The 23,522-nt window shown below is 65.8% G+C and carries 26 protein-coding genes; 10 read left to right on the top strand and 16 right to left on the bottom strand.

The genetic code is table 11. The features are described 5' to 3' along the window. Nucleotides 1–11: 11 nt before the first annotated feature. Genes U1708_RS08570 through U1708_RS08555 form a run of 4 tightly spaced genes read right to left on the bottom strand, consistent with a single transcriptional unit; the run spans nucleotide 12 to nucleotide 2,193 of the window. Nucleotides 12–488: a DUF3429 domain-containing protein gene (locus U1708_RS08570; RefSeq protein ID WP_332744694.1), complete on the bottom strand. Its 477-nt coding sequence runs from the start codon at nucleotides 486–488 to the stop codon at nucleotides 12–14. Beyond that, entirely contained in the window at nucleotides 488–1,198 is a 711-nt protein-coding gene (locus tag U1708_RS08565) for an anti-sigma factor (protein WP_332744692.1), read from the bottom strand. Before U1708_RS08565 ends, U1708_RS08570 begins: the two co-directional genes overlap by 1 nt. Beyond that, nucleotides 1,191–1,760 (bottom strand): sigma-70 family RNA polymerase sigma factor, encoded by a 570-nt coding sequence (locus U1708_RS08560; protein WP_332744690.1) that lies wholly within the window; start codon nucleotides 1,758–1,760, stop codon nucleotides 1,191–1,193. The genes U1708_RS08565 and U1708_RS08560 overlap by 8 nt, the downstream gene beginning before the upstream one ends. Before the next feature lie 10 nt (nucleotides 1,761–1,770). Next, nucleotides 1,771–2,193, bottom strand: a complete 423-nt coding sequence (locus U1708_RS08555) for a hypothetical protein (RefSeq protein ID WP_332744688.1) — start codon at nucleotides 2,191–2,193, stop codon at nucleotides 1,771–1,773. A 224-nt stretch (nucleotides 2,194–2,417) separates the two neighbouring features. Between U1708_RS08555 and rpiB the strand changes: the two genes are divergently transcribed. The 5 genes from rpiB to U1708_RS08530 all read left to right on the top strand — a co-directional run bounded on the left by rpiB (nucleotide 2,418) and on the right by U1708_RS08530 (nucleotide 6,169). After that, on the top strand, nucleotides 2,418–2,852 hold the full coding sequence (gene rpiB, locus U1708_RS08550) for a ribose 5-phosphate isomerase B (RefSeq protein ID WP_332744686.1): 435 nt from the start codon (nucleotides 2,418–2,420) through the stop codon (nucleotides 2,850–2,852). Beyond that, complete coding sequence (glyA, locus tag U1708_RS08545; RefSeq protein ID WP_307087603.1) at nucleotides 2,849–4,159, top strand: serine hydroxymethyltransferase; 1,311 nt, start codon at nucleotides 2,849–2,851, stop codon at nucleotides 4,157–4,159. Before rpiB ends, glyA begins: the two co-directional genes overlap by 4 nt. A 4-nt stretch (nucleotides 4,160–4,163) precedes the next feature. Beyond that, nucleotides 4,164–4,343 carry a hypothetical protein gene (locus U1708_RS08540; protein WP_307087601.1) on the top strand — a complete coding sequence of 60 codons (180 nt, stop codon included), beginning with the start codon at nucleotides 4,164–4,166 and terminating at the stop codon, nucleotides 4,341–4,343. Then, nucleotides 4,344–4,808 carry a transcriptional regulator NrdR gene (gene nrdR, locus U1708_RS08535; RefSeq protein ID WP_332744683.1) on the top strand — a complete coding sequence of 155 codons (465 nt, stop codon included), beginning with the start codon at nucleotides 4,344–4,346 and terminating at the stop codon, nucleotides 4,806–4,808. A gap of 176 nt (nucleotides 4,809–4,984) precedes the next feature. Beyond that, entirely contained in the window at nucleotides 4,985–6,169 is a 1,185-nt protein-coding gene (locus U1708_RS08530; RefSeq protein WP_332744681.1) for a TrmH family RNA methyltransferase, read from the top strand. Between the two features lie 116 nt (nucleotides 6,170–6,285). Here the strand turns inward: U1708_RS08530 and U1708_RS08525 are convergent, their stop codons facing one another. After that, complete coding sequence (locus U1708_RS08525; RefSeq protein WP_332744679.1) at nucleotides 6,286–6,585, bottom strand: chorismate mutase; 300 nt, start codon at nucleotides 6,583–6,585, stop codon at nucleotides 6,286–6,288. Nucleotides 6,586–6,778: 193 nt separating this feature from the next. On the opposite strand from U1708_RS08525, the gene rpsD reads away from it, so the two are divergent. Beyond that, the gene (rpsD, locus tag U1708_RS08520) at nucleotides 6,779–7,393 is read left to right on the top strand and encodes a 30S ribosomal protein S4 (RefSeq protein WP_056017869.1); all 615 of its coding nucleotides are present in this window, start codon (nucleotides 6,779–6,781) and stop codon (nucleotides 7,391–7,393) included. A 120-nt stretch (nucleotides 7,394–7,513) separates the two neighbouring features. Here the strand turns inward: rpsD and U1708_RS08515 are convergent, their stop codons facing one another. Continuing rightward, a complete protein-coding gene (locus U1708_RS08515) occupies nucleotides 7,514–9,511 on the bottom strand; it encodes an alpha/beta hydrolase family protein (RefSeq protein WP_332744674.1) in 1,998 nt (665 codons plus the stop codon). A 125-nt stretch (nucleotides 9,512–9,636) separates the two neighbouring features. Between U1708_RS08515 and U1708_RS08510 the strand changes: the two genes are divergently transcribed. Next, nucleotides 9,637–11,268: a M28 family peptidase gene (locus U1708_RS08510; protein WP_332744672.1), complete on the top strand. Its 1,632-nt coding sequence runs from the start codon at nucleotides 9,637–9,639 to the stop codon at nucleotides 11,266–11,268. Nucleotide 11,269: 1 nt separating this feature from the next. Beyond that, on the top strand, nucleotides 11,270–12,235 hold the full coding sequence (locus tag U1708_RS08505; protein ID WP_332744670.1) for an agmatine deiminase family protein: 966 nt from the start codon (nucleotides 11,270–11,272) through the stop codon (nucleotides 12,233–12,235). 247 nt (nucleotides 12,236–12,482) lie between these two features. Here the strand turns inward: U1708_RS08505 and U1708_RS08500 are convergent, their stop codons facing one another. From U1708_RS08500 to coxB, 10 genes are all read right to left on the bottom strand, one after another. Further along, on the bottom strand, nucleotides 12,483–13,352 hold the full coding sequence (locus U1708_RS08500; RefSeq protein ID WP_332744668.1) for a class I SAM-dependent methyltransferase: 870 nt from the start codon (nucleotides 13,350–13,352) through the stop codon (nucleotides 12,483–12,485). Beyond that, complete coding sequence (thrC, locus tag U1708_RS08495) at nucleotides 13,349–14,749, bottom strand: threonine synthase (protein WP_332744666.1); 1,401 nt, start codon at nucleotides 14,747–14,749, stop codon at nucleotides 13,349–13,351. Before thrC ends, U1708_RS08500 begins: the two co-directional genes overlap by 4 nt. A gap of 132 nt (nucleotides 14,750–14,881) precedes the next feature. Continuing rightward, nucleotides 14,882–15,481: an SURF1 family cytochrome oxidase biogenesis protein gene (locus U1708_RS08490; protein WP_332744664.1), complete on the bottom strand. Its 600-nt coding sequence runs from the start codon at nucleotides 15,479–15,481 to the stop codon at nucleotides 14,882–14,884. After that, a complete protein-coding gene (locus U1708_RS08485) occupies nucleotides 15,478–15,861 on the bottom strand; it encodes a DUF983 domain-containing protein (RefSeq protein WP_332744663.1) in 384 nt (127 codons plus the stop codon). The genes U1708_RS08490 and U1708_RS08485 overlap by 4 nt, the downstream gene beginning before the upstream one ends. Before the next feature lie 235 nt (nucleotides 15,862–16,096). Further along, nucleotides 16,097–17,023, bottom strand: coding sequence for a cytochrome c oxidase subunit 3 (locus tag U1708_RS08480; protein WP_332744661.1), 927 nt, complete (start codon nucleotides 17,021–17,023; stop codon nucleotides 16,097–16,099). 31 nt (nucleotides 17,024–17,054) lie between these two features. Beyond that, nucleotides 17,055–17,606 (bottom strand): cytochrome c oxidase assembly protein, encoded by a 552-nt coding sequence (locus tag U1708_RS08475; protein WP_332744659.1) that lies wholly within the window; start codon nucleotides 17,604–17,606, stop codon nucleotides 17,055–17,057. Next, nucleotides 17,606–17,755 carry a cytochrome c oxidase system small membrane protein gene (locus tag U1708_RS08470; RefSeq protein ID WP_175518304.1) on the bottom strand — a complete coding sequence of 50 codons (150 nt, stop codon included), beginning with the start codon at nucleotides 17,753–17,755 and terminating at the stop codon, nucleotides 17,606–17,608. Before U1708_RS08470 ends, U1708_RS08475 begins: the two co-directional genes overlap by 1 nt. After that, the gene (locus U1708_RS08465; protein ID WP_307087572.1) at nucleotides 17,752–18,651 is read right to left on the bottom strand and encodes a heme o synthase; all 900 of its coding nucleotides are present in this window, start codon (nucleotides 18,649–18,651) and stop codon (nucleotides 17,752–17,754) included. The genes U1708_RS08470 and U1708_RS08465 overlap by 4 nt, the downstream gene beginning before the upstream one ends. 423 nt (nucleotides 18,652–19,074) lie before the next feature. Further along, nucleotides 19,075–20,739, bottom strand: coding sequence for a cytochrome c oxidase subunit I (gene ctaD, locus U1708_RS08460; RefSeq protein WP_332744654.1), 1,665 nt, complete (start codon nucleotides 20,737–20,739; stop codon nucleotides 19,075–19,077). A 1-nt stretch (nucleotide 20,740) separates the two neighbouring features. After that, nucleotides 20,741–21,886: a cytochrome c oxidase subunit II gene (gene coxB / locus U1708_RS08455; RefSeq protein ID WP_332744652.1), complete on the bottom strand. Its 1,146-nt coding sequence runs from the start codon at nucleotides 21,884–21,886 to the stop codon at nucleotides 20,741–20,743. 297 nt (nucleotides 21,887–22,183) lie between these two features. Here coxB and pyrE point away from each other — a divergent pair, with 297 nt between their 5' ends. Both pyrE and U1708_RS08445 read left to right on the top strand, forming a co-directional pair. Further along, on the top strand, nucleotides 22,184–22,768 hold the full coding sequence (pyrE, locus tag U1708_RS08450; protein WP_332744650.1) for an orotate phosphoribosyltransferase: 585 nt from the start codon (nucleotides 22,184–22,186) through the stop codon (nucleotides 22,766–22,768). Continuing rightward, nucleotides 22,765–23,505, top strand: coding sequence for a pyridoxine 5'-phosphate synthase (locus tag U1708_RS08445; protein WP_332744648.1), 741 nt, complete (start codon nucleotides 22,765–22,767; stop codon nucleotides 23,503–23,505). Before pyrE ends, U1708_RS08445 begins: the two co-directional genes overlap by 4 nt. Nucleotides 23,506–23,522: the final 17 nt, after the last annotated feature.

Below are 23,522 nucleotides of genomic sequence, written 5' to 3'. Positions count from 1 at the left end.
CGCGAGCGGCCTTAAAGCGCGGCGGCGAGCATCGTCAGGACGCCGAGGCCGAGCGACAAGGGTACGCGCAGCGCCATCCAGCCGGGCGGGGCGATACCGGAACGAACGAGGGCGCGGTCGACAAGCAATGCACCGACCAGGCTGATGCCGAGCACGACCAGCGACGGGCCGGGCCAGCGCAGGCCGACCATCCAGGGCCACGCGGTCGCCAGCGCGATCAGCGACGGCGCGACGCTGGCGAACCAGAGCCAGCGCGGGGGCGAGTCAGTGCGCGCGGCCAAGCCCCACCAAAGGCCGCCAAGGAAGCTCAGGATGATCGCGGCATAGGCGTAAGCGATCGCCAGCGCGGAGTAGCGGCTTTGGGGGTCGCCGCTCAGCAGCAGCGCGACCGACGCCAATTGCGGGAGCAGGCCACTCAACCCAAGCAGGCGCGCGATCGGCGGGATGCCGCCGGTCGCGGGCCCGCTATACGGCGGTCGCTCGGTCATCAGACGCGCGCGACCACGCCGGTGGCGACGACCGGGCCGGTCGGCAGGCCGGTCGGCGAGCCGCCGAGCGGCTCGACCGAAATCGCGAGCGTCGCGCCGGAGGCAATGCGACCGCGGTCGACGCCCTTCGGTACCAGCTTGGTTGGACGTCCCGACAGCAGGCCAAGCGAATGCGGCACGCCGTCGCCCCCGATCACCCAGAGTTCGGCGACCCGCGCATTCGGTACGCCCGGACCTGCCGCGACGCGGAGCATGCCGTTGGCGGGATCATAGACCGCGGCGACGGGCGACTTCGCATCGCCGAGCATCGCGACCAGCACGCTGGTCGGCCGCGCGACGGGGATCGGCTGCGAGACGGGCACAGTCGGTTCCGGCCGGACCATGACGAACAGCAGCAGCGATGCGGCAATCGCGCTGGTGATCGCGGCGAGCGCCGGCCATGCGAAGCGGGTGGCCTTGGCAGGTGTTTGCGCACCATCGAGGCTGGCTTCGATCCGCGCGGCGAGATGCGGCGGCGCCCCACGTTCGGGCCACAGGTCGAACAACACGGCCAGACGCGACCGCCACCATTCGACCTGCGCGGCGAAACCGGGCTCGGCGAGCACACGGCGAAGCGCTGCCCCGCGCTCTTCACCTTCGAGCAGGCCGAGTGCGAGTTCGGCGGCAGCCACGTCTTCGGGAACGCCGGTATCGGTGGTCGGATCAACCATCGAGGCAATCCTTGAGGCGGGCGAGGCCACGGCGGACCCAGCTCTTCATCGTGCCGAGCGGCACCGCGCGCTTGATTGCGAGTTCGGCATAGGTGACGCCGTCGAAGAACGCCGTGCGGATCGCGTCGCGCTGCTGTGGTTCGAGGCCCTCGAGGCACTCGATCAGTTCGCGCGACGATTCGCTGGCGAGCAGCCTAGCCTCGGCACCGTCGCCGGGATCGGCGATGTCGGGCGCGTCGTCGAGCGGGCTGGTGCGGCGGACGCCCTGCGCGCGCTGCCAGTCGATGGCGCGGTTGCGCGCGATCGTCGCCAACCAGGTTATCGGGCTCGCGCGGCCGGGTTCCCATGCACCGGCGCGTTTCCAGATCGTGAGATAGACCTCGTGCAGCACATCCTCCGCGGCTTGGGCGTTGCCGCAGATACGGTGGGTGATGCCGAAAAGCTTCGCGCTGGTCAGCGTATAGAGTTCGCGAAACGCATCGCGATCCTCCTGGCCGGTACGCAGCAGCACCTCGGAGAGGTGCGCGCGGGCGGCGTCGGCGTCTGGATAGGCTCGGGTCACGACCGAGAACCTAGCGGCTAAGTCCGTCGCGGCAATAGCCTTCGCCAGGCTTGACGGTGAGGCAGTCGGTTTTGCCCGACAGATATTTCAGCCCGGTCGCATCGCCGTTTGTCGGGCGCAGGGTTTCGGGAATGTCGTTGCGGATGAACGTGATGGTCCTCCCGTTCGCGATGCCGTCGAATGTGCCCTTGTGGTCGAGGTCCCATTGCATCGTGAGGTCGTAGTGGCCGGGTGCGCCGGCGTCCGCGATATCCAGGACCATCCCCTCCACCCCGACCCAGCGGCCGGTGTAGTCGCGCGGCGCGGATGCGGATCCAGTGGCCTTTTGCTCGACTGACCCTGCCGACGTCATGTTGCCATCGCTGCTGGTGTCGGGTGCGGGACCGGAGCAGGCGGCGAGCGTGACGGTAGCGAGCAAAGTGAGGGCTTTCATGGATGTCTCCTTCACGGTCGGCGTTTAGCGCAGATGCCGACCTTAACGCGTCATCCTGACGAAAGTCAGGACCCAGAGCCACCGGTGATGCACTACGTTGCCCTGGGTTACCCGGGCCCTGACTTTCGTCAGGATGACGAAGCAGCAGCGAACAGGTGTGGCAAATCCTTGCTCGGGTCGGTAAGGGGCTGGGCACCCGATCTCCCGCCACAGGATTACGCCAGGTGCGCATCGCCATCGCGTCCGATCACGCCGCCGTTTCGTTGAAAGCGGTGCTCGCCGCTTGGCTGCGCAAAGCAGGGCATGACGTGCTCGATCTCGGACCCGAGGGCACCGCCAGCGTCGATTATCCCGATTATGGGTACAAGCTAGCGGCCGCGATCGCCGATGGTCGCGTCGAGCGTGGTATCGCGCTGTGCGGTTCCGGGATCGGCATCTCGATCGCCGCCAACCGCAACCCCGCCTGCCGCTGTGCGCTTGTCTCCGAACCGCTGTCGGCGAGTCTCGCGCGCGTTCACAACGACGCCAACGCCATTGCGATGGGCGCCCGCCTGATCGGCGAGGAAATGGCCAAGGCGTGCGTCGAAGCGTTCCTCACCGCCGATTTCGCCGGCGGCCGTCATCAACTCCGTGTCGACAAGCTAAAGGTCCCCGCATGAGCACCCAGCCCCGCGATCTCCACGACGTCCAGCCGGACGGATTCTTCACGCGCACTCTCGCCGATGCGGATGCCGCCGTGTTCGCCGGCGTCGAGGCCGAACTCGAACGCGAGCAGACGCAGATCGAGCTGATCGCGAGCGAGAACATCGTCTCGAAGGCAGTGCTCGAGGCGCAGGGGTCGGTGTTCACGAATAAATATGCCGAGGGCTATCCGGGCAAGCGCTATTACCAGGGCTGCGCACCGTCGGACGTGGTCGAGACGCTCGCGATCGAGCGCGCCAAGCAGATCTTCGGCTGCGGGTTCGTCAACGTGCAGCCGCATTCGGGCGCACAGGCGAACGGCGCGGTGATGCTGGCGCTGGTCAAGCCGGGCGACACGATCCTCGGCATGAGCCTCGATGCGGGCGGTCACCTGACGCATGGCGCCAAGCCGGCGATGTCGGGCAAGTGGTTCAACGCCATCCAATACGGCGTCGATGCGACCACTCACCTGATCGACTATGACCAGGTCGAGGCGCTGGCAGTCGAGCATCAGCCGAAACTGATCATCGCGGGCGGCTCGGCCTATCCGCGGACGATCGACTTCGCGCGCTTCCGCGCGATCGCGGACAAGGTCGGCGCGTATTTCATGGTCGACATGGCGCATTTCGCCGGGATCGTCGCGGCGGGACTGCACCCGACGCCGTTCGGTCATGCGCATGTCGTGACGACCACCACGCACAAGACGCTGCGCGGTCCGCGCGGCGGCATGATCATGACCAATGACGAGGCGCTGGCGAAGAAGTTCAACTCGGCGGTGTTCCCGGGGCTCCAGGGCGGGCCGCTGATGCACGTGATCGCGGCGAAGGCGGTCGCGTTCGGCGAGGCGCTGCAGCCTGATTTCAAGAGCTACATCGCGGCCGTCGTCGAAAACGCGAAGGTGCTCGCAGCGACGCTGAAGGAGCGCGGCTCGGATGTCGTTTCAGGCGGCACCGACACGCATCTGGCGCTGATCGACCTCACGCCGCTTGGCATCACCGGGCGCGATGCGGACGAGGCGCTGGAGCGGGCGGGGATCACCTGCAACAAGAACGGCATTCCCAACGATCCGCTGCCGCCGGTCAAGACCAGCGGCATCCGCGTCGGCTCCCCCGCGGGCACGACGCGGGGTTTCGGCCCGGCCGAGTTCCGCGAGATCGGGAACATGGTCGCCGACGTGCTGGACGGCCTCGCGAAAAAGGGCGAGCATGGGGACCCGGACGTCGAGGCGGACGTTCGGACTCGCGTGCGGGCCCTGTGTGCGCGCTTCCCGATCTATCAAGGATGATGTCATGTCGAAGTTCGACGAAATTCAGAACGACGTGAAGAGCACCCCCGGCCTCGGCAAGAGCATGGCCAAGTGGAGCGCACTCGGCGCGGTCGTGGCGATCCCGGTGCCCGTGATCGGCCCGATCTTCGGCGCACTCGCGGGCGCGGGCTACGCTTATTACAAGGGCAAGAAGAAGGTCTGAATGCGCTGCCCCTTCTGCGGACATGAAGACAGCCAGGTAAAGGACAGCCGCCCCACCGAAGACGGGGCGGCGATCCGACGCCGGCGCCAGTGCGAAGGCTGCGCCGCGCGTTTCACGACGTTCGAGCGCATCCAGTTGCGCGAGCTGTTCGTGTTAAAGAGCGAGGGCAGGCGAGAGCCGTTCGATCGGGAGAAGCTGCTGCGGTCGCTGTCGATCGCGACCAGGAAGCGGGCGATCGAGGCGGGGCGGATTGAGAAGCTGGTAAGCGGGATCCAGCGCCGGCTGGAGACGCTGGGCGAGAACGATGTCACGTCGAAGCGGATCGGCGAGATGGTGATGGACGGGCTCAAGGGGCTCGATTCCGTGGCGTATATCCGGTTTGCGAGCGTGTATCGGGATTTCAACGAGGCGAGGGACTTCGAGGCTTTTGCCGGGAGTGTGGAGGAGATCGGGCGGGCGGAGTGATTTGAGCCTGTCTTCCGGCCTAAGTGAGGTACCCTTCGACTTCGCTCAGGGCGAACGGAGGGGGTGAGGATGGGCGTGATGGTCGTCCTCGATAGTGAGTCCACCTCCCAGCCCGTTCGTCCTTAGCGAAGTCGAAGGACTTGTCCCAACACCACGCCCCCGCGTAAGCCGCGACCATGACATTCTGGGCCTATGTGGTGCGCTGCGCCGACGACAGTTATTACACGGGACACACCGATAACCTCGATCGCAGGATCGGCCAGCATAACCTCGGCGAGATTTCGGGATACACGCAGACGCGACGGCCAGTGACGCTCTTGTGGAGCCAGGATTTCGGGAGCCGACAGGAGGCCCTCGCTGCGGAGTTCCAGGTCAAGGGCTGGTCACGGCGCAAGAAGGAAGCGCTCGCGCGAGAGGATTGGGCGGATCTCCACGATGCTGCGATCCCCCCGCGGGAACGTGCCCTTCGACTTCGCTCAGGGCGAACGGAAGGTGGGGAGGGCATCCCGTCGGAAGGGGGGAAGGATATTCCCTCGGTCGGCGAGAACCATGTCCGATCGGAACAGGGGAACGAGCCCTCATCTCCTCCTCCCGTTCGTGCTGAGCGAAGTCGAAGCACCTTGGCGGACGAAACCGCGCCCCCGGTCATCATCCTGGTCCGCCCCCAACTCGGCGAGAACATCGGCAAGGCCGCGCGCGCGATGCTCAACTTCGGCCTCACCGAAATGCGCCTAGTCTCCCCCCGAGACGGCTGGCCCAACCCCTCCGCCGGCCCCGCCGCCAGCGGCGCCGACATCGTTCTCCAGAACGCGAAGGTCTACGACAGCGTCGCCGCCGCCACTGCCGACTGCGCGCAGGTGTTCGCCACCACGGTCCGCAAGCGCGGCGTGACCAAGCCCGTCGTGACCCCCGAACAGGCCGCGACCGAGATCCACGCCGCCCCCGGCCGCTCCGCGATCCTGTTCGGGCCCGAGCGCTCCGGTCTCGAAACCGACGACGTCGCGGTGGCGCGGACGATCATCACTGTGCCGATCAATCCGGAGTTCGGCTCGCTCAACCTCGCCCAGGCGGTGATTCTGGTCGCGTATGAATGGTCGAAGGGCCTGACTGCCGAGCGCGAGCTGTCGCAGCCGTCGATCAACCCGATCATGCCGCCCGCACCGCAGGAGGAACTCGACGGGATGATCGGACAGCTCGACGCGATGCTGATGGGCGCGGGGTTCTTCCATCTGCCCGACAAGATGCAATCGACGCGACGTACGCTGCGCACGTTGCTGACCAAGCCGGGCTGGTCGAGCCAGGAAATCCGAACGCTCCGCGGCGTGCTGTCGTCGCTGGCGGGGAAGAAGCCGCGGGGGTGAGTTCCCGATCGGTCCACCCCTTCCGTTCCCTCGCCTTCCGTTCGCCCTGAGCGAAGTCGAAGGGTGTGCCCAAAGCGAAGGTGCTTCGACTTCGCTCAGCACGAACGGGCTTGGGGTTAGCGGCGGTCGAACGCTGCCAGTTCATACGCGATCGAGGCTTCGACCAGCGTCTCCCACAGGTCTGCGATCACGGCTTCCGGTACGCCGAGCTTTACCGCCTCCGCCCGCGCATTCTCGATCACTTGCGTTTTCCGCGCCTCGTCCCGCACATGCCCGCGCTCGGGCTTGATACGCGCGGCGGCGTCCATATAGGCGAAGCGCCTGGCGAGCAGCGCGACCAGTTCGCGGTCGAGCGCGTCGACGCCCGCGCGGACCTCGGTCATGGTGGTGCAATCGGGGCCGGATAGAATAGTCATGCGCCGCTCTTGCCGACCCTCCCGCAGCCTGTCCAGCATGACCGCCGAGCTTGACTCTGGCGCCCCCTCCGTCTAGGCGCCCGCCTTCGCAATGGCCCTGCACCCCGGTGAAGCGGTGGCCCTGCCTTGTCTTAACGACGACCAGCAGAGCGATACCGGGACCAACGTTGTTTGCATTTGCAAAGGTTATACTATGTCGAAGCGTCAAAGCGCGAAGTACAAACTCGATCGCCGTATGGGCGAGAACATCTGGGGTCGCCCCAAGTCGCCCGTCAACAAGCGCGAATACGGCCCGGGCCAGCATGGCCAGCGCCGCAAGGGCAAGGTCAGCGATTTCGGTATCCAGCTGCGCGCCAAGCAGAAGCTCAAGGGCTATTACGGCGACGTGACCGAGAAGCAGTTCCGCGCGTGCTACCATGAAGCTGCGCGTCTGAAGGGCGATACCTCGCAGAACCTGATCGGCCTGCTCGAGCAGCGCCTGGACATGATCGTCTACCGCGCCAAGTTCGCGCCGACGATCTTCGCGGCACGCCAGATCGTTTCGCACGGCCACATTCGCGTCAACGGCGTGAAGTGCAACATCGCCTCGCGTCGCTGCTTCGTCGGCGATGAGATCACGCTGGGTTCGAAGGCGCAGGAAATGGCGCTGGTCATGGAAGCCCAGAGCCTCGCCGAGCGCGAAATCCCCGACTACGTCGCTCCCGATGGTGCGGCCAAGGTCACCTTCACGCGCGTCCCGACGCTCGATGAGGTGCCTTATCCGGTGAAGATGGAGCCGAACCTCGTCGTCGAATTCTACTCGCGTTAAGCCGAGTAAATTCGTCGACCGGCCGGCGTCGCTCAAGCGACGTCCGACGACGTGGCTTTGCCACGGCGCGGTTCGGAACAGAAAAGGGCGGTCCCGATGGGGCCGCCCTTTTTCGTTGCGCTACATTCCGAGCGACGTTCGCAGAAACGCATCCGCCTTCGTCAGCATGGTCGTCCGCGCGGTTGCATCGTCGAGCTGGTGATCCAGCCCGGCGAACTCGACCAGCTCGACCTTGCCCCCGGCGGATTTCAGCCGTGTCGCCATCAGCCGGGATTCGCCAACCCCGACGTTGCGGTCCTTGTCGCCGTGGAACAGCAGGACCGGGACCTTGATCTTGTCGGCGTTGCGCGCGGGCGAGCCTTCGCGGATGTGCGGGCCCTGCCCGATAAAGGCGTCGACCATCTTGAAGTTGCTGTAGTTCCGCGACTCTTCGCGAAGGCTGTCGAGATCGGTGACCGGCGCGATCGCGACGATCGCCTTGAACAGACCGGGGTCCACCACCGAGGATTGCAGCGCTGCGTAACCGCCATACGACCAGCCGACGATTGCGAGTTTGTCCGGCGTGGCAATGCCTTGCGATACCAGCCAGCGACCCGCGTCGTCGACATCGCCGATCGCGGTCCGCCAGGATTGGAAGCCGTTCTTTTGGAACCAGGCCGAGCCATAGCCGGTCGATCCACGGAAGTTCGGTTGCAACACCGCGAACCCGCGCGCCGCGAAGAATTGTGAAAGCCAGTCGAAGCCCCATTCGTCGCGCGCACCGGGTCCACCGTGCGGCATGACGATCGCCGGCAACCCCTTTCCCGTGCTGCCCGCGGGCAAGGTCAGATATCCGGGGATCATCGTCCCATCCGCGGCGCGGAAACTGATCGGCTTGACGCTGGCGAGCGGTGTCTTGGCGAGCTGCGGCCGGGCGGGCAGTATTTCGGCCATTTGCCGGGTGGCACGATCGAGCAGATAATATCGACCGGGATCGACATCGCTGCCCGCAAAAAGCAACAGCTTGCGTTCGTCGCTGCTGGCAGCGACGAACGTGATCAACGGCTGGCCGGGCAGCGCCTTTCGCAGTGACGCGGCCAGCATACGCAGTGCCGGGTCGAAGAACTCCGTCTCGCGGCGATCGGTGGCATAGGACGCGCCGACCACGCGCCTTTGCCGCCCGATCCGGATCAACTGGTCGATGTCGACATCTGGCCGCGCAAGGACGACTTCGCGTTTCAGACTGCCGTCCAACGCGATCTTGTAAAGTGCCTGTCGACCATCCTTGTCGTCGAACCCGAACACGACGTTCAAGGTTGGATCGACGGCATAGGGATCGAACCCCGACCCTCCTCCCGCGGATATCGTCAGGCGGCTAAGCGGTTGCCAACTCCGGTCGCCGGGCTTTCGATACGAATAGCTGATGGTGGCGGCATCGTATCCGATACCGGTCTTGGACCGCGTTCCGACGATCCGGACGACGCCTTGGCCATCGCTGATATAGTCGATCGCACCGCCACGTGGCTGTTCGACCGTTCGACGGGCGAGCGTGACGGTATCGATCCGTTCCACGCCCAGACCATGGGACTCGTTCGCCATATGAGTCCCGGTCGTGACCTCCGGTACGAACGTGCGGGTCATCAGCACCGATCCGGCTGCGCCGTCGGCGGTCCAGTCGATCACGGTGCCGCCGTCCTGCATGACATCCAGTGCGCGGGCGCTGCTGGAGGCGGTCAGCATCTTCATCTTGCCGCCGTCGCTATCGATCGCGAGGGCTCGGCTGAAGCCAAGAATGTTGTAGCCATCGTCGGCCACGGTGACCATCTGACAGACCAGCCGGGTCGTGGTCGACCAATGGCAATTGGCCAGATGATCGGGGTTTCCCGACGCGGTGAGGATGGTCCTCGGATTTCCGCCCGCGACGAGATCGGCGATCTGAAGCGCTTCGCCGCGGCCGTTCGTGGGCACTACCAGCGCTACATGCGTGCCGTCCGGCGACAGACTGATCTGTCGGATGGCTTGGCGAGCGCCGAACGCCGCGGCGGTCGGTCCGACGGGGTCGGGCGCTGCCTGCGCTGGCGGCATTCCAGATGCCAGGCAGGCGGCCGCACTCGCACGAATTGCAGATCGTAACCGCATCGCCGTTTCCCCCCAATGTCCCCTCGAGGTATCCTATCGACGCCGGGCGACACGGCAAGCGCGGCGATGCTTGCGCGGTATCGGGTGCACTGCCAGAACGCCCGCAACTCATCGGGGGAATGACCATGCGCGCTGCCATCCTGTCTCTGTTGCTGCTCGGGACCGCCGCGTCCGCGCAGACGTCTCCGGCGATTTCGGTCGAGACGTTGAAGACCGTTACGCAGGTGCTGTCGTCGGACGCGTATGAAGGCCGCGCGCCGACCACCCCCGCCGAGGCGAAGACGGTCGCGTATATCGTCGAGAGGATGAAGGCGGCCGGGTTGAAGCCGGGCAACAAGGGGTCTTGGACACAGGACGTGCCGATGGTCGAGATCACGGCCACGAACGTGCAGCCCTATGTCTTCACCGGCGGCAAGGCGCCCGTCAGCCTCGCCTATCGCACCGACATGGTCGCGGGCACCTATCGCGTCGCGCCGAAATCGAGCGTGGCGAACAGCGACGTGGTGTTCGTCGGCTACGGCATTACCGCACCCGAAAAGGGCTGGGACGATTATGCCGGCGTCGACGTGAAGGGGAAGACGGTCGTCATCCTCATCAACGATGCCGACTGGCAGACGATGTCGCGCGAGGGGCCTTTCGAGGGTCGGGCGATGACGTGGTACGGGCGCTGGCCGTACAAGTTCGAGAATGCGGCGAAGCACGGCGCGGCGGCGGCGATCATCGTGCATGATACCGAGCCGGCGGCGTACCCCTGGGCGGTTGTTCAATCGTCCTGGACCGGACCTCAGCTGGAGCTGGACGAGAAGGGCGATCATCTCGACCAGTCGCAGATCGTCGGCTGGATGCAGAAGCCGGCGGCGGAGCGCGTGTTCGCGAGCGCCGGCAAGGATTATGCGACGCTGGCCGCGGCGGCGAAGGTGAAAGGGTTCAAGGCGGTACCGCTTGGACTGAAGTTCGGCGGCGGGTTCGACAACACGATCCGGCGTCAGGCGTCGAAGAACGTCATCGGCGTGCTACCGGGCACCACCGCGCCCAATGATTACGTGATGTATTCGGCGCATTGGGATCATCTTGGGCGCTGCGATGCAGTCGATGGCGACGACATCTGCAACGGCGCGGCGGACAATGCGACGGGTGTCGCCGGGCTGGTTGCGCTGGCCGAGGCGCAGGCCAAGGCGGGGCAGGCCAAGCGCTCGATCGCATTCCTGGCGGTGACGGCGGAGGAATCGGGGCTGCTCGGGTCGCGTTACTATGCCGAGCATCCGATCTATCCGCTCGCGCATACCGTCGGCGGGGTGAACATGGACGTGTTGAACGTCGACGGCCGGGCGAAGGACTTCGTTCTGGCCGGCGCGGGCAAATCGGAAATCGAGGATCTGGTGAAGCCGTTCGTCGCTGCCGAGGGCCGCGTGATCGGCGTCGAAGCGAACCCGGAACGCGGCGGCTATTACCGGTCGGATCACTTCAGTTTCGCCAAATTGGGCGTGCCGATGCTCGATGGCGGCAGCGGCGAGGATCTCGTCGTCGGTGGCACCGCGGCGGGGCATGCCAAGCGCGAGGATTATGTCGCGAATCGCTATCACAAGCCCGCGGACGAATATGACGCGAAGTGGGACTGGTCGGGCGCGGTCGACGACCTGACGATCTATTATGGGCTGGGGCGGAAGCTCGCGGACGATACCAGTCTGTGGCCGAACTGGTATAAGACCGCCGAATTCCGCGGCATCCGTGACCGCGATCGTGCAGGAGCCAAGTGAAGTGACGACGACCACCCCCGCCGAATGGGCGCACCACAAGGCCGTCTGGATCGGCTTTCCGAGCCATGCCGACCTTTGGCTGGAGGATCTGGAGCCGGCGCGGGACGAGGTCGTCGCGTTCGCCAAGGCTGTGCATGCGGGCGGCAAGGGCGAGACGGTGATATTGGTCGCGGCGGATGTCGGGTCGGCAACTACCGCCAAGCGTCTCGCCCCGTTCGCGGACGTGGTCGTCGAGCCCTTTGGCGACATCTGGTTGCGCGATACCGCCCCGATCATCGTCGGCGACGGCAGCGCGCGGGACTTCCGGTTCAATGGCTGGGGTGGGAAGTATGACCTGCCGGGCGACGATACGATCGGGCAGCGACTGGCGGCGAGCCGGCACAAGCGGGTCGAGGCGTGCGACTGGGTGCTCGAAGGCGGCGCGATCGACGGCGACGGAACCGGGACGGTGGTCACGACCCAGCAGTGCCTGCTCAATCGCAATCGCAATCCTTCGCTGAGCAAGGCGGAGATCGAGGCGCGGCTGGCGTCGGACCTCGGCTACACCCGCGTGGTGTGGCTGGGTGACGGACTGGTCAACGATCATACCGACGGCCATGTCGACAACCTCGCGCGGTTCGTCGGCGAGGGGCGCGTGGCGATCCCCAAGGCGACCGACAACGATCCGAACTGGCAGGTGTACCAGAACGCGGCGCGCGATGCCGCCGCGGCCGGGCTGGAGGTGGTGACGATCCCGTCGCCGGGCCGCGTGCTGCGCGACGAGGAGGTCGTGCCGGCGAGCTATATGAACTTTTACATCGGCAATGCCGCGGTGGTGGTGCCGTTGTACGGCGCGGAGAACGACCAGGCGGCGGTGGTAGCGATCCAGGCGCTGTTCCCGGACCGCGAGGTTGTGGGACAGCGCGCGGATCACATCCTGACAGGCGGCGGAAGCTTCCACTGCATCTCGCAGCAGATACCGGGCTGACTTCTTCTCTAGTTCCCCCGCGAAGGCGGGGCCCAGGGTTGCAAGCGATGTCGTTCCTGGCTCCTGGACCCCCGCCTCCGCGGGGGAACGACCTTCGAGGTGTGCTGAACTCTTGAAATAAAAGCACCACCCCGGCGAAGGCCGGGGCCCAGTTGGGGGACGTAGCCAACGGAGGACTGGCCTTCGTTACTCCAACCTTTCGAATTGGGCCCCGGCCTTCGCCGGGGTGGAAGCTAGCTGGGTGGGCTCAGCGGCTCCAGCGGGCCCAGATTGCGGTGGGCAACACCAGCCCGCGCGCTTCTTCGCGGACGCCGAGTTCGCCGACTTCGACCTTGCCCGGCAGGTCCGCGAACACTTGGTTCAGCAGCTCACCGATCGCCAGCGCCGACATCCGGACCGCGTAGACCGTCAGGAACAGGAAGCGGGAGTTCTCGTCGAGCAGCTTCCGGCAGTCGGCGATCAGCTTCGGCAGGTCCTCTTCCAGCCGCCAGACCTCGCCTTCAGGCCCACGCCCATATTTCGGCGGATCGAGCAGGATCCCATCATACCGCCGCCCCCGGCGCACCTCACGCGCGACGAACTTCGCCGCATCATCCGTCATCCAGCGGATCGGCGCATCAGCCATGCCAGACAGTTTCGCGTTGGCCTTGGCCGCCTCGACCGACTTCTTCGACGCGTCGACGTGGACCATGCGGACTCCCTTGGTCGCCATCGCCAGCGTGCCGACGCCGGTATAGCCGAACAGGTTCATGCATTCGGGCGAGTCGAGCCCCGCGATGCGCTCGCGCATCCAGCTCCACACCGGCGCCATGTCGGGGAAGAATCCGAGGTGGCGGAACGGGGTGGTCTGCGCGGTGTACGACACCTCGTTCCACTTGAGCGTCCAGCCCTCACGCGGAACGGGCTCGGAGAATTCCCAGCGACCGCCGCCGTCCTCGTCCGAGCCGGGCACGAATTCGCCCTGCGCCTGCCAGTCGGTCGAAGCAGGCGCCCACATCGCCTGCGGTTCCGGGCGGATGAAGCGGAAGCGGCCATAGCGTTCGAGTTTCTTGCCGTTCCCTGAGTCGATCAGGCCGTAGTCCGCCCAGGGTTCGCCGATGAGGGTATGCAACTTCATGCCGACGGCTTCGCGCGTTCGGTGATGTAAGCGGTGATTGCGTCGAACGTCGCGGGCAGCGTGGCGTAGCGCTCCTCGCGGTCGAACAGGTCGCCGACGCGGGTTGGCAGCGAGGGGCGGACGCCGGTGGCGCGCTCGACCGCGTCGCCGAACTTGGCCGGGTGCGCGGTAGCCAAGGTCACGATCGGCACGCCGGCGGGGACTTCGGTGCGCAGGGCGGCGGCGAGGCCGATCGCGGTATGCGGGTCGATGACCTGCCCGGCGCGTTCGTGCGCCCAGCGCATCGCCAGTGTCATGTCGTCGAGGTCGACGCGCTCGCTCTGGAAGAGGCAAGAGGCGCCCTGCGATTGTGCGTTGGTAAGGCGCATCGCCCCCGAGGACTCGAAGCCTGCCATCTGTGCGGCCAGCGCCGCACCATTGCGATCGCCAAGGTCGAACAACAGACGCTCGAAGTTCGAACTCACCTGGATGTCCATCGACGGGGTCGGGGTCTGCTGCACGCCGCCCTTCGAGTAATCACCGGTGCTGAGCGCGCGGTGGAGGATGTCGTTGACGTTGGTCGCGACCACCAGCTTGGCCACCGGAAGCCCCATCTTCGCTGCAACATAGCCGGCGAAGACGTCGCCGAAATTGCCGGTCGGCACCGCGAACGCGACCTCGCGATCGGGCGCGCCGAGGCGGACGGCGGCGTAGAAGAAATACACCACCTGCGCCATCAGGCGGGCCCAGTTGATCGAGTTGACCGCGGACAGCGCGAACTTGGTCGAGAAGGCACGGTCGTTGAACATCGCCTTCACGAGCGCCTGCGCGTCGTCGAAGCTGCCTTCGATCGCGATGTTGTAGACGTTGGGGCTGAGCACCGTGGTCATCTGGCGGCGCTGTACGTCGGAGATGCGGCCGACCGGGTGGAGCATGAAGATGTCGATGCCCTCGCGGCCCGCGACCGCGTCGATCGCGGCCGAGCCGGTGTCGCCGCTGGTCGCGCCGACGATCGTCAGGCGCTTGTCGGTGCCGGCGAGGAAGCGTTCGAAGAACAGGCCCAGCAACTGGAGCGCGACGTCCTTGAACGCGAGCGTCGGGCCGTGGAAGAGTTCGAGCAGCCACTGGTCGTGGTCGAGCTGGACCAGCGGTGTCACGGCAGCGTGCGAGAATCGGCCGTATGCCTGTTCGCAGAGGGCCTTCAGCTCGTCGCGAGTCATCGCGTCGCCGACGAACGGCGCCATCACCGCGACCGCCGTGTCGACATACGAAAGCCCGGCGAGCGCTGCGATCTCGTCGCGGGTCATCGTCGGCCATGCCTCGGGGAGGTAGAGGCCACCGTCGGACGCGAGGCCGGTAAGCGTCGCCGCTTCGAAATCGAGGATTGGCGCCGAGCCGCGGGTGCTGATGTAACGCATGGCCAAGCGGTTAGCGAATGGGCGGGAAGGCGACAAGCTGCGCGCGCTTTCCGTTTTCCGGCGAACGCAGGAATCCAGGATTACGAAGTGATGCGCGCGGTACCCTGGGCTCCTGCGTTCGCAGGAAAACGGTCAGCGCCGGCGGCGGAGCGCCAGCGCGTAGATGATTGCGGCGATGGCGGCGAAGAAGAACCATTGGCCGGCATAGGCGAGGTGGTTGTTTGGGACCGATGCGATGTCCGGCTTGCCGTTAGGATTGAGGCCCGCTTGTGGGGTATCCGCGACCAGCATCAGGCGCTGCGGGGTGTGATCGAACAGCGATCCGATCAGCGAGCGGCCGTCGGGGGCGTGGCTGATGTATCCGGAGACTTCGCCGCCGGGCCAGTTCACCTTGGTCATCGGGTCGCGCGTGGTGCCGAGCTGGACCACCATGCCAGGGCCTTCCGCGCCGGTCCGGCACTCGGCGATCGCGCGGAAGCCGGACTTACCGGCGCCGGCGAGCTTGATCTCGGTCGGCTGGAGGCAAAGGCCGGAAGCGCGGCGGAAGAGCAGCGTCTCGTCGGGGAAGCCCGGGAAGGCCATCGTTGGCTTGGCGGGGTTGGCGGCTAATTGCGCGAGGAACGCTTCCTTTTTCGGGAGGCGGTCGAGGAGTTGCCACAGGCCGAGGCCGATCATCGCCGCGATCGCGAGCGTGACGAGGATGGTCGGGAAGACGGGTATGCGCTTAGTCACGGGTCGATTCGGCCTTCGCGGGCTGCGTTGCGGTATTCGGCGGACATCAGCGCGCCCTTTGCCGCCCTCAGGGACAGTACGACTCCGCCGGCGGTGAAGGGGATCCAGATCAGCATGTGCAGCCAGAGCGGGGGGTTGACCTTCAGCTCCAGCGTGATCGCGAGGATGACCACGAGCGCGCCGAGGATAAGGGTGAGGAAGGCGGCGGGGCCGTCGCCGACGTTGAACTTGCTGAAGTCGAGCCCGCAGTTCGGGCAGCGATTGGCGAAGTTGGACCATTTGGCGAAGAGGGTCGGCTTGCCGCAGCGGGGGCAGAGGCCTTTCAGCGCGACCTGCGCGATCGTGGGTGCGGTGGCGAGCGGGTATGGATCTTCGGTCATGCGGTCAGCGCTCCCAATCCTTGTTTCCCCGCGAAGGCGGGGATCCAGACTGGACTCCCGCCTTCGCGAGAGAACAAGGGGAGGGATACGGCCGGCTTATTAGCCACCACCCCGGCGAAGGCCGGGGCCCAATTGGGGGACATTGCAAACGAAGGACTGCGCTTCATTACTGCAACCTTGCCAATTGGGCCCCGGCCTGCGCCGGGGTGGATGGCAAGGGTCAGGTGGTAAAAGCTCAACCGCCGTGGACGGGTGCGCCCCAGCCGCCCCAGACGTAGACGGTGACGAACAGGAACAGCCACACGACGTCGACGAAATGCCAGTACCAAGCAGCCGCCTCGAAGCCGAAATGCTGCTTCGGCGTGAAGTCGCCGCGATACGCGCGGACCAGGCAGACGATCAGGAAGATCGTGCCGATCAGCACGTGAAAGCCGTGGAAGCCGGTCGCCATGAAGAACGCCGCGCCGTAGTTGATGCCCTTGAACGGGAATGGCGCGTGGACGTATTCATACGCCTGGATCGCGCTGAACAGCGCGCCCAGAAGCACCGTCAGCCACAGACCCTTGAGCACGCCGTCGCGGTTGCCGACGCCGATCAGGCCCCATGCGCCGGTCTTCTCGCCGCCGCGCTGGTTGTGGATCAGTGCGTGGTGCGCCCAGGTCACGGTGGTGCCCGAAGTCAGCAGGATCAGCGTGTTGAGCAGCGGCAGTTCGAACGGGTTGATAACCGTCAGGCCCTTCGGAGGCCATTGCGCTACGATCGCCGCACCGCCTTCGACGGCACGTGTGACGCTGCCGTCGGCATAGGTCATCGCGGTCGGGAACAGCGAGAAGTCGAAGAACGCCCAGAACCAGCCGACGAAGAACATCACTTCGGAGGCGATGAACAGGATCATGCCGTAACGGAAATGGAGCTGCACGACCGGCGTATGATCGCCCGCGCGAGCCTCCTGGATGACCTGCGCCCACCAGCTATAGAAGGTGAAGAGCAGCCCGGCGAGGCCAATGAAGAAGATCCAGCCGCCGCCATTGGGCTTGTCGATATGGCCGCCGTGCATCCACATGATGCCGCCCACCGCCATGATCAGCGCCGAGAACGAGCCGACCAGCGGCCACACGCTCGGCGGCAGGATATGGTAATCATGGTTCTTGGCGCCGGCCATCGGTACTCCCCTATTCTATTTGCCGTGGGTTCTAGCTCGCCGTCTTCGCAGAATCCACCGGGTAAAACGTGTAGCTCAGCGTGATCGTCTGGATATCGGCCGCATCCGGGTCCGTCAGGATCTTCGGATCGACGAAGAAGATCACCGGCATCCGCACGGTCTCGCCGGGTTTCAATGTCTGCTGCGTGAAGCAGAAACACTGGATCTTGGTGAAATACTTGCCGGCCTGCGCGGGCTGGACGTTGAACGTCGCGGTGCCAGTCAGCGGCTTGGTCGACGTGTTGGTGGCCTTGAAGAACGCCATGTCGCGCGCACCGATGTCGATCGTGTCGGAGCGATTCTCGGGCACGAACTTCCACGGCAGCTTGGGGCTGACGTTGGTGTCGAAGTCGACCGTGATCTTGTGATCGACCGCGCCGGGCGCGACGAGCCCGCGCTGCGTCGTGCCGTTGAGGCCGGTGACCGAGCAGAACAGTCGGTAGAGCGGCACGCTGGCCCAGGCGAGCCCGGTCATGAAACAGATGAAGAGCACGGCGAGCGCCGCGGTGCGGTTGGTGCGCGACATGGCTCTCCAACTGGCCATCAGTGCGGCATTCCCGCGCGGATCTTGGCGATCGAAATCGCGAAGACGAGGATGACGAACGCGCCGAGCAGGATGGCCATCACGCGCGCGCGACCGCGCTGGCGGCTACGGATCAGGTCTTCCTCGCGGATGGGGTCGGGGATGCTCATGCGAACCACCGGTCGACGACCAGCGCGCCGAACATCACGAATAGATACAGGATCGAGTATTTGAACAAGGCCTTCTCCGGTTTCATCGCATCGTCGGCATGCGTGGTGCGCTTGGCGACGCGGACGGCGAGCAGCGCGAACCAACCGGTGAGCAGGACGGCGGCGATGCCGTAGATCGCACCCGTCAGCCCGAGCGGCCAGGGCAGGATCGCGACCGCTGCCATCGGGATCGTATAGAGCCCGATCTGCGTCCGCGTAGTGCGCTCGCCCGACACGACCGGGAGCATTGGCACGCCCGCAGCCGCGTAATCGCTCTTCATGAACAGCGCGAGCGCCCAGAAATGCGGCGGCGTCCACAGGAACACGAACAGGAACAGCAGGACGGGCAACAACGCGATGTCGCCGGTCGCCGCGGCCCAGCCGATCAGCGGCGGGAACGCGCCTGCCGCACCACCGATGACGATGTTCTGCGGCGTGCGGCGCTTCAGCCAGACGGTGTAGACGAGCACGTAGAACAGGATCGAAACGGTCAGGATCGCGGCGGCGACGGCGTTGACCGCGAATCCCATGAACAGGACGGAGAATGCGCCGAGCCCGACGCCGAAATGGAGCGCGGCCTGTCGGTCCATGCGGCCGTCGGGCAGCGGGCGCTTCTGTGTACGGCGCATGACTGCGTCGATGTCCGACTCGTACCATTGGTTGAGCGCTCCCGCCGCGCCGGCGCCGAGCGCGATGCAGAGGATCGCGGTGAAGCCGATCACCGGGTGCACGCCGACTGGGGCGGCCAGCATGCCGCAAAGGCCGGTGAAGACGACGAGCGTCATGACGCGCGGCTTGGTCAGCGCGAGAAAGTCGCGCCAGTGCGCCGGTGGCAGGAGGGGAGTTGCGGGAGTCATGGTTCGGGTACGCTATACGCGTTGGAAAGGCTGGAGGAAAGCGGTGTGGCTTGGTGGGGGGCGATCTCGATCACCGGTTGCGGCTATGCGTCATCCCACTGTCGCTCCAGCGAAAGCGGGGGGCCCCTGCGTTGCGCGTGACGGGAGTCCAGCCCACACCGTCATCCTGACGAAAGTCAGGACCCAGAGCCATGGAAGGCGACACTTTTGACCCTGGGTCCTGACTTTCGTCAGGATGACGTGTGGTGGCGGGGCGCGTTCGCATATCGGCGCCAGCGGTGCAGCCTTGCCAAACGGAAAACGCCCCGGGTTTCCCCGAGGCGCTCTCTTGCTTGGCTGGCCCCGACACGGGAGTAAATCCCGTGTCGTCGGACGCGACGTTGCCGCGCCGGCCGGGCGGGGGCCTGATGGCCCTGACCTGCCTCAGTCGATCTTCGGCAGGGTCTCGAACTGGTGGTACGGCGGTGGCGAGGAGATCGTCCACTCCAGCGTCGTCGCGCCGTCGCCCCAGGGGTTGTCGCCCGCCGGCTTGCCCGCGATCATCGACCAGATCAGGTTGACGAAGAACACCACCATGCCTGCGGCCATGATCATGTACCCGACCGACGCGACCGTGTTCCAATGCTCGTACTGCGGCGTGTAGTCCGGGATACGGCGCGGCATGCCCTGGAGGCCCAGGAAGTGCATCGGGAAGAACATCACGTTCACGCCGACGAAGAACACCCAGAAGTGCAGCTGGCCGAGGAACTCGTTGTACATCTTGCCCGACATCTTCGGGAACCAATAGTAGAAGCCGGCAAACAGCGAGAACACCGCACCCAGTGACAGAACGTAGTGGAAATGCGCCACCACGTAATAGGTGTCCTGCATGTAATCGTCGATGCCGCCGTTCGCGAGCACGACGCCCGTGACGCCGCCGACGGTGAACATGAAGATGAATCCGATCGACCACACCATCGGCGTCTTGAAGGTGAGCGAACCGCCCCACATCGTCGCAATCCACGAGAAGATCTTGATGCCGGTCGGCACCGCGATGACCATCGTCGCCGCGGTGAAATACATCTTGGTGTTCACGCTGAGACCGGTGGTGAACATGTGGTGCGCCCACACGACGAACCCGACCACGCCGATCGCGACCATCGCATAGGCCATGCCGAGATAGCCGAAGACCGGCTTGCGGCTGAACGTCGAGATGATCTGGCTGACGATGCCGAAGCCCGGCAGGATCATGATGTAAACTTCGGGATGGCCGAAGAACCAGAACAGATGCTGATACAGGACGGGGTCGCCGCCGCCGGCCGGATCGAAGAAGGTCGTGCCGAAATTGCGATCGGTCAGCAGCATCGTAATTGCGGCCGCGAGCACCGGCAGCGCCAGCAGCAGCAGGAACGCGGTGACGAGCATCGACCACACGAACAGCGGCATCTTGTGCAGCGTCATGCCCGGCGCACGCATGTTGAAGATCGTGGTGATGAAGTTGATCGCACCGAGGATCGACGACGCGCCGGCCAGATGCAGCGCAAGGATCGCCATATCGGTCGACGGCCCGGGCTCGCCGTACGTCGAAAGCGGGGCGTAGAGCGTCCAGCCGTTACCTGCGCCACCGAAGAACGGCGAAGCCAGCAGCAGCGTGAAGGCGGGGATCAGCAGCCAGAACGACACGTTGTTCATGCGCGGGAACGCCATGTCCGGCGCACCGATCATGATCGGCACGAACCAGTTGCCGAAGCCGCCGACCATCGCCGGCATGACCATGAAGAACACCATGATCAGGCCATGCGCGGTGATCAGCACGTTCCAGAGATGGAGCGATTCGTCGAGGCTGGCGCTGCCGCCGTGGAGCATGCTGGCCCAGCCTTGGAGATACTGGATACCGGGATGCGCGAGTTCGGCGCGCATGAGGCCCGAGACCGAGCCACCGATGATTCCCGCGACGATCGCGAAGATCAGGTATAGCGTGCCGATGTCCTTGTGGTTGGTCGACATGAACCAACGCGCGAAGAAACCCGGTTTGTGATCGGTGTCGTGGTGATGGTCGTGCGCGTCGTGGCTTACGAACGCCGACGGGGTGAGAGCGGTGTCGGTCATCTTACAGTCCCGCGTTGCCGGCGCCGGCCGGGTTTGAGGTGGCGCCCTGCGTCGTCGCGGGGGCTGCTGTGGTCACGTTCTCGACCGGGCCGGTGGCGTTGGCGGTTTCCGCGGCCTCCTCGACTTTAGCCGCGGAGCCATCGGCGCCGGGCTGCGGAATGACCTTGTCGGATGCCTTGCCAGGGGTCGGCATCGTGCCGCCCTTGGCGCGGACCCACGCTGCGAACTGGGCCGGCGGAACTGCTTCGACCGCGATCGGCATATAGCCGTGACGCGCGCCGCAGAGTTCCGAGCACTGGCCGAAATACAGGCCGGGCTTGTCGATCGTGAAGCTGGTCTCGTTCAACCGGCCCGGGATCGCGTCGAGCTTGATCCAGAATGCGGGGACGGCCCAGCTGTGGATCACGTCGTTCGCCGTCGTGATCAGGCGGATCGGCACGCCGACCGGAAGCACGATGCGGTTGTCGGTGGCGAGCAGTGGCGGGCCGTCGGCATCGGTACGGGCGCGCTCGCCGGCAGCGACGTCGCCCTTTTCCTTCAGCATGTTGGCCGTAATCTCGAAGCCGCCATTGTCCGGATACTGGTAGGTCCAATACCATTGGTTGCCGATCGCCTTGAGCGTCACGGCGCCCGACGGGGCGGGCTTGAACTGCGCCTGAAGCAGGCCGATCGACGGCACCGCGATCAGCACCAGGATCACGACCGGGAGCAGCGTCCACAGGATCTCGATGACGGTGTTGTGCGACGTCTTCGACGGCACCGGATTGGCGGCGCGGCGATAGCGGAACGATACCCAGAACAGCAGCGCTAGCACGAACAGGCAAATGATCGTGATCGTCGGCACCAGGATCGAATTGTGCATCCAGTGCGCGAAAACGCCGTTCTTGGTCACCTGCGGCTGGAGGCCGTAGAGTCCGTCGGTCGGCTGGCCGATCATCGGCTGGGCCGTCATCGCCGGCGCACCGTCCATCGCGAGCTCGGGGCTGGACGGGTTGGCGGTCGGCGTAGCGGCAGACGTGGTCGGCGCGGTGTTCGACACGCCCGCAGGGCCTGCCGCTGCTTGCGGAGCGGGCGCCGCAGTCGCCGTAGGCTGGGCCGCATGCCCGGCGACACCACCGAGACTCGCCAGTGCGAGCCCCGCTGCCATCGCAAATCCTCTCATCCCCATCTTGCGCATCGTTGTTCTTGACCCCGGTTTATAGCGAACCCGATATCACGGACGCGCGGATGTCTGCTTATGATTTGGGTAGAGCTATACCCAGCGGGGGGGCTTGCCTCAAGCCTTGTCTGGCATGGGCGGGAATGAGCCTGGTTCCCGTCATCCTGACGTTCGTCAGGACAACGGGTTGGGATGACGTGTGATGCCCGGAGCGCCGGTTCTCGTTGCGCGGCCATTCCCGCGCTCGTATCAGCGCGAGCAGACCATTTGGAGCGATGACCCGCGATGACCGAAGACGACGTGCTCGCCGAATTCCGCGCTGCCGAAGCGTTGCTCGAAGGGCATTTCATCCTGTCCTCCGGCCTGCGCAGTTCGCGCTATCTGCAATGCGCGCGGGTGTTGATGGACCCGGCGCGAGGCGCGCGTCTGGCCAAGGCGCTGGTCGCGATGATCCCCGACGAGATCTGCGGTCAGATCGGTGCGGTCGTGTCCCCGGCAATGGGCGGCGTGATCGCGGGACATGAGATGGCCCGCGCGCTCGGCGTCGAGGCGATGTTCCTCGAGCGGCCCGACGGCGTGTTCGAACTGCGCCGCGGGTTCCGGCTCGCAGCCGGCCAGCGCGTGCTGATGATGGAGGACGTCGTCACCACCGGCCTTTCGTCGCGTGAGGCGATCGCGGCGATCGGGCGCGCGGGCGGCGTGACGGTCGCGGCTGCGGCACTCGTGGATCGCTCGAACGGGGCGGCGGATCTGGGCGTGCCGTTCTTCCCGCTGATCCGGCTCGACGTGCCGACCTATTCGGCGGACGCTCTGCCACTCGAACTAGCCGCGATCCCGGCAATCAAGCCCGGCAGTAGGGCGGCGGCATGAGCCCCCCCGGCAACGATCACCTTCGACTTGGAGTGAACATCGATCACGTCGCGACCGTGCGAAACGCGCGCGGGGCGGGGTATCCCGATCCGGTCCGTGCGGCGCTGGTCGCGGCGGCGGCGGGGGCTGACGGCATCACCGCGCATCTGCGCGAGGACCGCCGGCACATCACCGACGACGACATCGCTCGGTTGTCGGCCGAACTGACGATCCCGCTCAACCTGGAGATGGCGGCGACCGACGAGATGCTCGGCATCGCGCTGCGTCACAAGCCGCACGCGGCGTGCATCGTGCCGGAAAAGCGCGAGGAGCTGACGACTGAGGGCGGGCTCGACGTGGCCGGGCATTACGACCGGATGGCGCGGCTGGTCGATGCGCTGGCCGGGGCGGGCATCCGCGTATCGCTGTTCATCGAACCGGATGCGCGCCAGATCGAGGCGGCCGTGCGGCTCAAGGTACCGGTGATCGAACTGCACACCGGGCTGTATGCCGAACTGTCGGGCGAGGCGCGCACGGTGGAACTGCGGCGGCTGACCGATGCGGCGGCTCTGGCCGCGAAGAACGGCATCGAGGTGCACGCGGGGCACGGCCTGACCTACGACAACGTCGCCCCGATCGCCGCTATCCGTCAGGTTCGGGAGTTGAACATCGGGCACTTTCTCGTCGGGGAGGCGCTGTTCGTCGGGCTCGGCGAAGCGGTTCGGCTGATGCGCGAGGCTATGGATGCGGCGCGGTAGGGAGGAAGGTTTGTTCA

The organism is Sphingomonas arabinosi (assembly GCF_036663715.1).
Classification (GTDB): Bacteria; Pseudomonadota; Alphaproteobacteria; order Sphingomonadales; family Sphingomonadaceae; genus Sphingomonas.
This window is presented reverse-complemented; position numbering and strand designations above follow the sequence as displayed.

Bases quoted from the DNA above. Each gene is read 5' to 3' on its own strand.
- U1708_RS08570 (WP_332744694.1), bottom strand. From the start codon at position 488: ATGACCGAGCGACCGCCGTATAGCGGGCCCGCGACCGGCGGCATCCCG.
- U1708_RS08565 (WP_332744692.1), bottom strand. From the start codon at position 1,198: ATGGTTGATCCGACCACCGATACCGGCGTTCCCGAAGACGTGGCTGCC.
- U1708_RS08555 (WP_332744688.1), bottom strand. From the start codon at position 2,193: ATGAAAGCCCTCACTTTGCTCGCTACCGTCACGCTCGCCGCCTGCTCC.
- glyA (WP_307087603.1), top strand. From the start codon at position 2,849: ATGAGCACCCAGCCCCGCGATCTCCACGACGTCCAGCCGGACGGATTC.
- U1708_RS08540 (WP_307087601.1), top strand. From the start codon at position 4,164: ATGTCGAAGTTCGACGAAATTCAGAACGACGTGAAGAGCACCCCCGGC.
- nrdR (WP_332744683.1), top strand. From the start codon at position 4,344: ATGCGCTGCCCCTTCTGCGGACATGAAGACAGCCAGGTAAAGGACAGC.
- U1708_RS08530 (WP_332744681.1), top strand. From the start codon at position 4,985: ATGACATTCTGGGCCTATGTGGTGCGCTGCGCCGACGACAGTTATTAC.
- U1708_RS08525 (WP_332744679.1), bottom strand. From the start codon at position 6,585: ATGACTATTCTATCCGGCCCCGATTGCACCACCATGACCGAGGTCCGC.
- rpsD (WP_056017869.1), top strand. From the start codon at position 6,779: ATGTCGAAGCGTCAAAGCGCGAAGTACAAACTCGATCGCCGTATGGGC.
- U1708_RS08515 (WP_332744674.1), bottom strand. From the start codon at position 9,511: ATGCGGTTACGATCTGCAATTCGTGCGAGTGCGGCCGCCTGCCTGGCA.
- U1708_RS08510 (WP_332744672.1), top strand. From the start codon at position 9,637: ATGCGCGCTGCCATCCTGTCTCTGTTGCTGCTCGGGACCGCCGCGTCC.
- U1708_RS08500 (WP_332744668.1), bottom strand. From the start codon at position 13,352: ATGAAGTTGCATACCCTCATCGGCGAACCCTGGGCGGACTACGGCCTG.
- thrC (WP_332744666.1), bottom strand. From the start codon at position 14,749: ATGCGTTACATCAGCACCCGCGGCTCGGCGCCAATCCTCGATTTCGAA.
- U1708_RS08485 (WP_332744663.1), bottom strand. From the start codon at position 15,861: ATGACCGAAGATCCATACCCGCTCGCCACCGCACCCACGATCGCGCAG.
- U1708_RS08480 (WP_332744661.1), bottom strand. From the start codon at position 17,023: ATGGCCGGCGCCAAGAACCATGATTACCATATCCTGCCGCCGAGCGTG.
- U1708_RS08475 (WP_332744659.1), bottom strand. From the start codon at position 17,606: ATGGCCAGTTGGAGAGCCATGTCGCGCACCAACCGCACCGCGGCGCTC.
- U1708_RS08470 (WP_175518304.1), bottom strand. From the start codon at position 17,755: ATGAGCATCCCCGACCCCATCCGCGAGGAAGACCTGATCCGTAGCCGC.
- U1708_RS08465 (WP_307087572.1), bottom strand. From the start codon at position 18,651: ATGACTCCCGCAACTCCCCTCCTGCCACCGGCGCACTGGCGCGACTTT.
- ctaD (WP_332744654.1), bottom strand. From the start codon at position 20,739: ATGACCGACACCGCTCTCACCCCGTCGGCGTTCGTAAGCCACGACGCG.
- coxB (WP_332744652.1), bottom strand. From the start codon at position 21,886: ATGGCAGCGGGGCTCGCACTGGCGAGTCTCGGTGGTGTCGCCGGGCAT.
- pyrE (WP_332744650.1), top strand. From the start codon at position 22,184: ATGACCGAAGACGACGTGCTCGCCGAATTCCGCGCTGCCGAAGCGTTG.
- U1708_RS08445 (WP_332744648.1), top strand. From the start codon at position 22,765: ATGAGCCCCCCCGGCAACGATCACCTTCGACTTGGAGTGAACATCGAT.